General features: G+C 47.0%; 10 protein-coding genes. 8 read left to right on the forward strand and 2 right to left on the reverse strand.

The window, feature by feature from the left end:
* Positions 1-53: 53 nt before the first annotated feature.
* A complete protein-coding gene (locus ACTOY7_RS16845) occupies positions 54-1328 on the forward strand; it encodes an alanyl-tRNA editing protein (RefSeq protein WP_482671209.1) in 1275 nt (424 codons plus the stop codon).
* Positions 1329-1407: 79 nt separating this feature from the next.
* The gene (locus tag ACTOY7_RS16850) at positions 1408-2349 is read left to right on the forward strand and encodes a CPBP family intramembrane glutamic endopeptidase (protein WP_482671210.1); all 942 of its coding nucleotides are present in this window, start codon (positions 1408-1410) and stop codon (positions 2347-2349) included.
* Between the two features lie 541 nt (positions 2350-2890).
* Here the strand turns inward: ACTOY7_RS16850 and ACTOY7_RS16855 are convergent.
* Positions 2891-3781, reverse strand: coding sequence for a metallophosphoesterase (locus ACTOY7_RS16855; protein WP_300886023.1), 891 nt, complete (start codon positions 3779-3781; stop codon positions 2891-2893).
* Positions 3781-4710 (reverse strand): DUF4474 domain-containing protein, encoded by a 930-nt coding sequence (locus ACTOY7_RS16860; protein WP_482671211.1) that lies wholly within the window; start codon positions 4708-4710, stop codon positions 3781-3783. The genes ACTOY7_RS16855 and ACTOY7_RS16860 overlap by 1 nt, the downstream gene beginning before the upstream one ends.
* A gap of 650 nt (positions 4711-5360) precedes the next feature.
* On the opposite strand from ACTOY7_RS16860, the gene loaP (ACTOY7_RS16865) reads away from it, so the two are divergent.
* The 6 genes from loaP (ACTOY7_RS16865) to ACTOY7_RS16890 all read left to right on the forward strand — a co-directional run.
* On the forward strand, positions 5361-5867 hold the full coding sequence (loaP, locus tag ACTOY7_RS16865; protein ID WP_482671212.1) for an antiterminator LoaP: 507 nt from the start codon (positions 5361-5363) through the stop codon (positions 5865-5867).
* A gap of 1 nt (position 5868) precedes the next feature.
* A complete protein-coding gene (gene loaP, locus ACTOY7_RS16870; protein ID WP_482672168.1) occupies positions 5869-6372 on the forward strand; it encodes an antiterminator LoaP in 504 nt (167 codons plus the stop codon).
* A gap of 312 nt (positions 6373-6684) precedes the next feature.
* The gene (locus ACTOY7_RS16875; protein ID WP_482672167.1) at positions 6685-7521 is read left to right on the forward strand and encodes a sugar transferase; all 837 of its coding nucleotides are present in this window, start codon (positions 6685-6687) and stop codon (positions 7519-7521) included.
* On the forward strand, positions 7518-9698 hold the full coding sequence (locus tag ACTOY7_RS16880) for an NAD-dependent epimerase/dehydratase family protein (protein ID WP_482672459.1): 2181 nt from the start codon (positions 7518-7520) through the stop codon (positions 9696-9698). The genes ACTOY7_RS16875 and ACTOY7_RS16880 overlap by 4 nt, the downstream gene beginning before the upstream one ends.
* Before the next feature lie 69 nt (positions 9699-9767).
* Positions 9768-10856: a Gfo/Idh/MocA family protein gene (locus ACTOY7_RS16885; RefSeq protein ID WP_482672713.1), complete on the forward strand. Its 1089-nt coding sequence runs from the start codon at positions 9768-9770 to the stop codon at positions 10854-10856.
* 49 nt (positions 10857-10905) lie between these two features.
* A partial coding sequence (locus ACTOY7_RS16890; RefSeq protein ID WP_482672714.1) for a nucleotide sugar dehydrogenase occupies positions 10906-11582 on the forward strand: 677 nt, incomplete at its 3' end.

An 11582-nucleotide genomic window follows, 5' to 3' on the forward strand; every position in this document is an offset into this window, starting at 1 on the left:
AGGCACGCTATTGACCTTGTCTGCCTGGTTTTACGGTTTCAAAGAGAAAGGAAATGACAGAAAAGCTATTTTACGAAGACAGCCATATGCGGACGTTTACGGCGGTTGTGCTGGAATGCGGCCCGGTTGGAGAAGGTGCTCCGGAAGCCTCCGCTCAGGCGGCAGATACCCGGGAGAGAGAACGAGATCCGGAAGCGTCTGGCAGGACCGGGGAGATTCCGGAAGAAAAGCGATATCAGATTGTGCTCGACCGGACCGCGTTTTTTCCGGAAGGGGGAGGACAGTACGCAGATACCGGGCAGCTTCAGGCGGATTCGGAAGTTGTCCGAGTGTTGGATGTGCAGGAGCGTGACGGAAAAATTTCCCACATCACGGACCGGCCGGTTCCTGCCGGGAGCACGGTGTCCGGGCAGATCGACTGGGCGGAGCGTTTTATGAAGATGCAGCAGCATACCGGGGAGCATATTGTTTCCGGGCTGGTGCATGCCCGCTTTGGATACGACAATGTGGGGTTTCACCTGGGCAGTACAGACTGCACCATGGACTTTAATGGGGAGATCACCCGGGAAGAGCTGCATGAGATCGAGCTTCGGGCAAATGAAGCCGCAGCAGCCAATCTGGATATCCAGGTTTCTTATCCTTCCGGGGAGGAGTTGGCCGGACTGGAATATCGCAGCAAGATCGAGATCGAAGGGCGGGTCCGCATTGTGACGATTCCGGGCTTTGATGTCTGCGCCTGCTGTGCTCCCCATGTGAAAAAAACGGGGGAGATCGGAGTGATCAAGCTGACCCACGTGCAGCGGTACAAGGGCGGCGTCCGTGTCACCATGCTCTGCGGGTTCCGCGCCCTGGCGGATTATGACAGAAAATCCGAGTCTGTCAGGCGGATTTCCGCTTCGCTCTGCGCAAAGGAGGACGAGGTGGCGGAGGCTGTGGAGCATTTGAAGGAGGAATGCGCCCGGCTAAAGGCCAGGCTGGCGGAGCAGCAGAAGGAAATGCTGTGGCTCAAGGCCAGGGAAAGCGACGGAGAGAAAGGGGCGGTGTGCCTGTTTGAGTCCGGGCTGGAGGGAGACGGCCCCAGGCTGCTCATGAATCTGGTGATGGAAAGAGGGCATGAATTATGCGCCGTATTCTGCGGAAATGATGAGGAGGGCTACCGCTATGTGATCGGTAGCGCAGGTTTGGATCTGCGGAAGCTGGTAAAGGAACTGAATGCCGCGTTTTCCGGCAGAGGCGGAGGAAAGCCTGAGATGGTACAGGGTTCCCTGAAAGGAACCGAGTCGGAACTGAGGGCGTGGATGCAGATGCATGGAGCTGTGGAAAAATAACCCATACAGGCTGCGCGGCGCCGAACTGCCTGTGGCGTGCAATCTGCAGTGATGCAGGAGAAAGTGAGGAGAAGAAAAGATGAATAAAGCTCCGGGAAAAAACAGATTTTGGTATCTGTTCGGGCCATTTCTGATCTATTGGGGAGTTGAATTTGTGGGGGTCATGATCGCGTCACTGGTGCTGGTCATCGTCTCGGTGCCCGAGGTGATACAATCTGTGACATGGACAGATTCCATGACTAATGAAGAATTTACGCAGGCGGCGGTCCAGATGCAGACGGCGCTGATGGATATGGTGGCCCGCTACCAGGTGCAGATGCTTGCGGCAGCGGCGCTTTTGACGATTCCTGTGCTGTCGGCGCTGTACCGCAGGGACAGGAAGCAGGAGGCGCTGCAACACCTTCCGGTCAATAAAAAAGCGCCTTTGTCTCAGTACATTTGGACGCTGCTGCTGGGGATTGTTGTGTGTATCGGCGGAAATGTGCTGATCGTCATGACAAACCTGGCATTTGTAAGCGAGAGCTACCAGAATACGTCGGCGGTATTTTACGCTCCGGGTTTTGCGGTGCAGGTGGTCTGCCTGGGACTGATCATGCCTGTTTCCGAGGAGCTTTTGTTCCGCGGGCTGCTGTTCAAACGGTGCCGGGCGCTGATGGGATTTCTTCCCGCGGCTTTGAGTATCTCCATCCTGTTCGGCTTCAGCCACGGGAACCTGGTGCAGTTTCTCTATGCCATGGGACTGGGGATGCTGCTTGCCTATGTGTGTGAAAAATATGGTTCTCTGAAAGCCCCGATCCTGCTCCATGTGACGGCCAATCTGACTTCTCTTATCATTACGGAGACAGGGCTTCTGGACTGGCTGTGCACTGCTTTTCTGCGGCTGGCGGTTGCCGTGGTAGCCTGTGCGTTTTTGGGCGCTGTGATGTTTGTGCTGATCCAGAGGATCGACGAGAAGCCGGAAGGAACGGATCAGACGGGGGACTCCGGGAATACTCCGCTGACCAGAGATATGTTCCGTTGATGGGAGTTATGTTCTGCTGCTCCGGTGGGAGGTTCTTTGGATCACCCAACCGTGCAGACGGCAATTTTCAGGTACAATAAAGAGACGCAGTCAAATGTCAGACTGCGTCTTTTTTGACGTTAGGAACTGCCGATAAATAACCTATGCATACCATGCGGGATAAATATTCATCTGCAAAGAAGAAAACTGCAGGCGCAGTGGGCTGCGTCAAAATTTTCCAACTGTACGGTTGGATGCTCTAAAGAGCCTCCAACCGACTCATCCATTCGCAAAAACCGTGCTAACGCACTCTTACGTCTGCTAACGCAGCCGCTTTTTGCTCATTCATGAGTAGGTTGCTAATCCATAATCTCAGTTTTATTGCAATAAATTGCATAAAACTGAGATTCCGGATTGCAACCGTACAGTTGGAAAATTTTCTGATGCAGCGGATGAATAATGAGACAAGTCAGATGCATAGGTTATTTATCAACAGTTCCTCAGCATGTCATGCTCCCGCGAAGCAGAAAACCGTATGGATATGTGATTTCGCTGTATTTTTTTACCGCAGAGCGTTCCGTGCGGAATCTGGAACGCCAATCCGAAACGTATCAAGACATACCGGCGGTTCCAGCTCTTCCCGCGCCACATACAGGGACATATCGTCCCGCGTTTTCAGGGTCCATTTTACCAGCGTGATGCGGCGGCTTTTGATCTCAATACAGGTGATACAGCTCGGATGCACGCAGCTTCCGGTATTGAAATAGGGCGAATCCGCACTTCCTGTCATTGGGCGGTGGGTGTGCCCTGTGATGAGCAGCTTCTGCTCCTGGGAGGCCCATTCGGCAAGCCGGGTTTCTGTCTTATGCTTCTTCGTATAATTGCGGGCCGCGCTGGTCGGATCAGATACGCCCACGGCCTCTAACGGCTTCCAGAAGTACCGCACCAGAAAGCCTGAGAGGGGCGCAAGCGTACTGTTCAGGAAATCCGCCTGATGCCCGTGAGTCAGATAGATCTCCTTTTGGGAAATGGTATCGTGCAGGATGAGGCCGGATAGAAAACGGAAATCCGGCAGCAGCAAAGCGGAGCAGTGGCGGCGGCAGTAGCGAAGATTTTTTTTACAGTGGTCATGATTTCCATAAAGCATATAAAGCCGTTCCCGGCAGCAAAATTCTTTGAGCAGGCAGAATACGTCATCGTGGATATCTATGATCCGGGCGAGGGAACGGTTTTCCCACAGCTCGTCGCCGTCTCCAAGCTCCAGATACGTATATCCTTTTTGAAAATAGTGCTGAAGCGCCGCAAGGTACAGGTGCTGATTCTTTAGAAAATTGTCATTGGAATTGCCCACCCCCCGGTGGCAGTCGCTGAACAGGACCAAACGGGAGCCGCAGTCCAGCGGAAGCACCGGGGCATCCCGGAACGCGTTGGAGATCCTCTGATACCATCCCATCAGCGGCGGCTCCGGCGGTCGGAATTATATTTTTTCCAGATCCGCTTTTGTTTTTTAAACTTGCGCGGGCAGATGGTCCTGCGGAACGCAAAGGGCAGATAATAGTACAGGTACAGCAGCCGGTCCGCGGTGGTGGAGAAGGGGCAGGTGAATCTGAGGTAGATCCTGCAGAGCAGCCGATCTTTCCACAGCACAAATCTTTGCCGCCATTCGGGGGACAGGAGGGATTCGGAAGATTTCGGGACGGAGAAGATAAAATGCAGGGTGGTTCCGTCCAGTTCGATCTCATCCCATCCGTATCCCAGCTCCGTCAGGCTGGTGAGAAAGGAGCCGCACATATCCATATCCGGGAATGTGATCGTATATTCCGCAGTCATTTCAGAAGGCGGAATGCAACGTCCCACAAGAAATCCGGTGAGCCACCAGTGAATATGCGAAAGGCAGAACAGCTGTCTGCGGCAGTCATGGACCAGCCGGATGCGCATGGGGAGCATTTCGTTTTCCTCCGCTGCCTGGAAGATCGTCTGTCCGCGGAGCACAGGCGGGATGACCGTATCGGCGTGATAAATCCCCATCTCAGCGCCCGCGGTGATCCCGTACTGTCCCTTCCAGAACTGGATCAGCCAGGTTTTTTTCTGATAATTAAAATAAACTGGCTCCGTGTCCAGAACCATATTCATGGACGGCGCCGCCAGATCGTACAGCTTTCCATATCCGAAGTCCTTCTGCCAGGCATCGGTCCTGGTGGAAAAGAGATCCTGCCGGTAGTCATAACAGAAGCCGAAGGGTTCGGCAAGCTCATTGAGGAGACTGCATTTTTCGGCCAGGCTCATGCAGCGGACCCGGCAGATGATCTTCCTTTTTCTGCAGTGGTTGAGAATGAGAAAAAGGATCGCGATCAGGATGAAAATAGATAGAAGTTTATACATAGGCTTAATTCCTGATTGGGTGATTGGTTTGATATAGTATATGTGGGGGCGGGGGAAGTGGTGTGAGAGGAGATTCGCGGAACCGGTGGTGAATTGTATGGATGCAGTACTGTGGATCTGCGGAGGCGGACCGGTGGTTTGCAAGGAAGATCTCTCATGTCAGATTTTATGATTTCCCAATATTAAAGTAACGATTTTGTGGTAAAACAGGAAAATAAATATGACGATTTTTGCAGAATCAGAGAAAATACAGGATTTACCAACAGGCGGAATCCTTGTAAATTCTCATGTTTTATTGTAAATGGGGAAAAAACCATGGTTTATTCCCCAAAAGGTCTTGAAAAAATATTTTCGATGTGCTAATATAATTTTCGATGATTTGTGGAAAATCGTGTTTGATTTTTGCTGTTTTCCAGCAAATTGATAGAATATTCTGCGAATTGTCTTAGAATTTTTTGATATTTAGACATGACAAAAAATGGGGAATAAACCATGGTTTCTTCCCCAGCCCTGGAATACCGGAATGGCTGGATTTAAAGGCTTTTCCGGCGCTGAGAGCAACCCGGAAGGGTGAACGAAAATGGGGAAAAACGGCAGCGAATGTTACACAAATCCCCAAAAAGCAGCTATGAACAAAGGAGCTGGTACAGATGTGGTATGTAATACAGACGAAAACAGGCCAGGAAGAGCCCATGCGTCAGCGGGTGGAGAAAATGCTTCCGGATGATTCCTACGAGGACTGCAAGATTCTGTATTATGTGAAAAAGAAAAAATACCTGGGCCAGTGGCACGAGGAGCGGGAACGTCTCCTGCCGGGATATATGTTTCTCATAACAGACAACCCCAAACCCCTTTCAGAGGCGCTTGCCCGGATGACGGAATTTACAAGGCTTCTCGGAACCGGCAACAGTTTCTGCCCAATCCGTCCGGAAGAGGAAGAGCTCCTGAACAGGCTGACCAACGGGAAAGATGAGATCGGGATGTCCTACGGCGTGATCGAAAAAGGAATCCTGAAAGTCAGGTCCGGGGTTTTGACCGGGATGGAATCCCGGATTAAGAAGATCGACAGGCATAAGCGCAAGGGGTTTCTCAGTATGCGTATTGATAATCAGGAGAAGCTGGTAGGCGTGGGCCTGGAAATCACGGAGAAGAGCTGATATGTGGTATGTCATACAGGTCTATACCGGCAAGGAACTGGAGATCGCCCAGCAGTGCCGCGACAGGGTGGCGGATGAGGGCGAGGATGTGTTCGTTCCGCTGGCGGAACGGTGGACAAAGATCCGCGGGGAGAGGACACTGATCACATCCAGACTGTTTCCGGGGTATGTGTTTATTGAGACGGATAGGATTGAGGATTTCCATAAACGGCTGAACCGGATTTATGCGATGACGAAGGTACTCAGAACCGGGGATGAAATGACGCCGATTCAGAAGGAAGAGGAAGAGTATCTGAGGAAGCTCGGCGGGGATGAGCATGTGGTGAGATACTCGGAAGGGTATATTGAAGGGGATAAGCTGGTTGTGACTTCCGGGCCGCTGAAGGATTTTGAAGGGAATGTGAAGAAGGTTCTGCGGCATAAGCGGTTGGTAGTGGTGGAAGTGCCTCTGCTGGGACGTACGGTGGAAGTTACGGTGGGGATGGGAGTTGTGGAGAGAAGGTAAGTTCCTTTTTAGGATGCAGTTTGAAGCATTAGAAATGGGGAAATATTGGAAGGTATAGAAGTGAAATACCAGTAAATAGCAATCTTTTCAAGTCTGTTGGAGGGAGTTCTGCTTACATTATTATATGAAGCTATCAAAAGCATTTGACGTTTCGCACGCTGTGCTGGAGATAATGGACATATTTAAAAATATTCAGAGTCACAAAAACGATTCTGGAATGGCGAAGCATGCTTATAAATCGAAGAATAGAAACTTGTAAGTAAATTAGACTTACAAGTTTTTTTGTTATGTTTATTTATAAACGAGAGGAAATTGGGAAAGAGCAAAAAAGCAGGACATTCTGTTGAAAAAGGGGACGTTAGATGTATGCCGCACAACAATATAAACAGAGCGAGGCAGGGCAAATGTGAATATCAAAACCCGATGGAAGGGAAAAAGGTAGTTTTTGTCGAGGACGATAATGATAAAGAAAATGCGGATGGTGTCTGTGGCCATTTGAAAGCTGTAGGGAATAGCGACTATAAAGCCGGGATATATGAGAAATATGTCAAGAGAGTAGTTGACATATTTCTCTCAGGTGTGGGGCTTATGATTCTGGCTCCAATTTACCTGATCGTCATCATAGCAATTAAAGCAGATGATCCGGGACCGGCATTTTTTATACAGAAGAGGGTCGGTAAAAACAAGAAATATTTCAAACTTCATAAATTCAGATCTATGAAGATGTCTACGCCTCGCGATGTTCCGACGCATATGCTGGACAATCCGGATCAATACATCACACGTGTGGGAAGATTCATGCGCCGGACCAGCATCGACGAATTGCCTCAGGTATGGGACATTTTTGTGGGAAATATGTCTGTGATCGGCCCCAGACCAGCGCTCTGGAATCAGGATGTTCTGGTTGCAGAGAGGGATAAATATAATGCCAATGATGTAAAGCCGGGGCTGACAGGCTGGGCACAGATCAACGGCAGAGATGAACTGGAAATACCTGATAAGGCAAAACTGGACGGAGACTATGTTAAGAAAATCAGCTTTCCGTTTGATGTGAAGTGTTTTATCGGAACCATATTTTCTGTTGCAAAAAGGGATGGTGTTGTGGAAGGCGGAACCGGGGAGATACATAAGAAGGAGTGTAGCCAGTGAAAAAGGTTTTAATCACCGGAGCTGACAGTTATATAGGTGTGTCCTTTGAGAATTATGTGAGAGAGTATTATGTCTCAAAACTGTCTGTTGATACCGTAGATATGATAGATGGTAGCTGGAGAAAAAAAGATTTCTCGTTATATGACGTCGTTTATCATGTCGCGGGTATCGCACATGCAGATGTGGGAAATGTATCCGATGAAATGAAGGCAAAATATTATTCGATAAACATGGATCTCGCAATTGAAACAGCCAAAAAGGCAAAAGAGCAGGGCGTCAGCCAATTCGTATTCATGTCTTCTGCAATCGTATATGGGGATTCCGCACCGTATGGAAAAAGTAAGAGAATCACAAAGGATACAAAACCAAAGCCGGCAAACTTCTATGGCGATTCGAAGTGGCAAGCGGATAAAGGGGTCAGAGAACTGGCAGACGAAAGATTCACCGTTACAGTTCTCAGGCCCCCCATGATATATGGAAAAGGCAGTAAGGGGAACTACCCCATACTTGCAAAGATGGCTAAGAAACTGCTCATCTTTCCGGATGTAAGGAATGAGAGATCAATGTTGTGTATTGAAAACCTCTGTGAGTTTCTGTGCCAGGTAATGATCAGAGGTGAAGGAGGGGTATTCTGGCCCCAAAATGCAGAGTACGGTAGAACGAGTGAGATCGTAAAAATGATAGCTGAGGTAAGCGGCCATAGGATTTCGGTCTCAAAGGCATGGAATTGGATCGTTGGATTGTCGTGCGGGATTCCGGGTAAAATAGGTGATTTGGCAGATAAGGCATTTGGAAATCTGTCATATGACCAGACTATGTCAAAATATGATTTTGATTATCAAAGAGTATCATTAAAGGAAAGTATTAAATTGGCAGAAAAAGGATTCATAGATGAGCAATTATTATCAAAAAAGATGAAAAGGAAAACAATCTGGATAGTAGACCATTATAGCTCTGAACCGAAGTATGGAGGTATCTCGCGGCAATATGATTTTGCAAAGGAACTCGATAAACGAGGATATAATGTCATTATCTTTTCATCCGGATTTTCCCATTATACGCATACATACATTTCGGAAGAGCCGGTGTTTATTTCCAAAGTGTTTCAGCATGTAAGATATGTGTATGTAAAAACACATAGCTACGAGGAAAATAATGGTAAAGATCGGGCTTTGAATATGTTTAGCTTTATGGTACAGGTTCTTCGATTTGCGCCGCAAATTGCTAAAAAGTATGGCAAACCAGATGTTGTAGAAGGAGCATCGGTCCATCCATTGGCTTGGATAGCTGCTTATAAGATGGCGAAGAAGTACAAAGTAAGATTTGTGGCTGAAGTCCGTGATTTTTGGCCTCAAATATGGATTGACAGCGGAGAGAAGAAACCAACAGATCCAATGTGTCTTTTCTTTAGGGCTATTGAGAGATTTACTTATATGCACGCGGATCATATCATCTATTCGCTTTATCATGGTGACAGATACTTATGTGACGAGAAGGGGATTCCAAAGAATAAAGTTACTTTGATAGGGCATCCGATGGATTGTGAGAGATATGATGAAAACCGTGAGCGTTTTGAAGAACTGCCGGATACAATTAAGCGGTTTGTATCGGAAGGCTTTATATGTGCATATACCGGGTATTATGTGGAGTATGAAGGTGTAAATGTAATGCTTGAGGCAGCGAAGATACTTCAGGAAAAAGGACTGCCAATAAGAATGATCTTTGTTGGAAGCGGAGAAGAAAAAGATAGGATGGTTCAGTATGTGAATGATCATAAATTAAAGAATGTATTGATAGCAGATAGGATAAATAAGGATTTAGTGCCTGCGTTATTAAGCCATAGTGATATTTGTATTGCGCATTGTGAATTTAGAGGCAGGGAGAAAGTTTTTAAGTATGGAATATCGAAGAATAAAATTAATGATTACTTATATTCCGGAGCGTGTATTTTGTTTGGATTTAAGTATGACGATAACGAGGTCGTTGAGAGCAAAGCAGGATTACAATTTGAACCATATAATCCGGTAGATTTAGCAGAGAAGATAATAAAAATATATGAAATGACACCAGAAGAAAGAATGAGATTCGGTGAGAATGGAAAATCACATATGAGAAAAAAACATGATGTGAAAACGTTGGCCGATAAGCTAATCACAGGTCTTATCATAAACAAATGAAAATGAACTATGTCAAAAATCTGACAATTATTCCCAGATTATAAAAAACATATATAGGAGGAAGCGCAAATGAAGTATGCATTGATTGGGTGTGGTAGAATTAGCCCGAATCATATTGAGGCGGCAAAGAACAATAACCTGGATTTTGTGGCAATGTGCGATATTTTGCCTAAAGCCATGAAAGAGAAGGCAGATAAGTTTGGATTGAAAAGCGTTAAACAGTATACTGATTACAAAGAAATGCTGGCGGTTGAGAAACCAGACCTAGTGGGTATTGCTACGGAATCAGGCAAACATGCAGCAATTGCGCTCGATTGTATTGCGGCAGGCTGCAGCTTGATTATTGAGAAACCGATTGCATTATCCATTGCCGATGCGGATGCGATCATAAAAGCTGGAAAGGAAGCAGGTGTGGTTGTATGTGCTAACCATCAGAACCGTTTTAATAAATCTGTACAGAAGATTAGAGAGGCACTCGAAAAAGGAAGATTTGGCCGAATGTTATATGGAACAGCTCATATCAGATGGTGCAGAGACTGGGAATACTACTCAAGAGCTGATTGGCGGGGAACCTGGGAGCAGGATGGTGGTGCGCTTATGAATCAGTGCATTCATAATATCGATCTTCTTCGTTGGATGATGGGGGATGAGATTGATACGGTTATGGGAATGACGGACAGACTGAATCATGAGTATATTGAAGCTGAAGATCTGGGTATCGCATTGATTAAGTTCAAAAATGGTTCTTACGGAATCGTTGAAGGGACTACGGATATCTATCCGAAGAATCTTGAGGAAACACTGTATCTGTTTGGACAAAAAGGAACAATTAAGGCTGGCGGAACCTCGGTAAATAAGATTGAAGAGTGGAGCTTTGCAGATTATTTGGATGATCCGGAAGAAGTAAAAGCCAAATTCCATGAGAATCCGCCTAACGTATATGGTTTCGGTCACACACCTTTGTATGCCGATGTAATTGATGCAATTAAGACAGGAAGAGATCCTTATGTGACAGCTGAAGACGGCAAGAGAGCATTGGAACTTGTACTTGCGATTTATAAATCAGCTGCGGAAGGTCGGATGGTAAAACTCCCGCTTGAAAGCTGCAGTACAATTGATTTTTCAGGTCGTTTTGGTGAGAGAAAGAGAATGAGATGAGCGGTCTTTTCAATTCTAGAATAAACAGAATAAAGGAGCATGGAAGAAAATGAAATTCAATAATATTTATCAAGGACTGATTTCTGGAAAAGAAAAGCTGGCGCTTGTTGGACTTGGTTATGTCGGTATGCCGATCGCAGTGGAATTCGCAAAGCACGTCAAGGTGATCGGATTTGATATTAATGAGAAGCGGATTCATGAATACATAAATGGTATTGACTCTACGAATGAAGTGGGAGAAGCCATCAAGGATACCACTGTGGAGTTTACCGCAGATCCCTCTAAATTGAAGGAGGCAAAATTCATTGTGGTTGCCGTTCCGACTCCAGTGAATGAAGATAACACTCCTGATCTCAGACCTGTGGAAAGTGCGTCTCGTACGGTTGGTCAGAACTTGAGTGCGGGTGCTATCGTGGTATTTGAATCTACGATTTATCCCGGCGTTACCGAAGATATCTGCATTCCGATCATTGAGAAAGAATCCGGACTTAAGTGCGGTATGGATTGGAAGATTGGATATAGCCCTGAACGAATCAACCCGGGGGATCGTGTACATACCCTTACGAATATCCGTAAGGTAGTTTCGGGCATGGATGAGGAGTCTGTTATAGAGATCAAGAAAGTCTATGATATCGTAATCAAAGCGGGGACGTTCCCGGTAAGCAATATCAAAACAGCAGAGGCTGTCAAGGTAGTCGAGAACAGCCAGCGTGACATCAATATTGC

It is taken from the genome of Schaedlerella sp. (assembly GCF_056796775.1).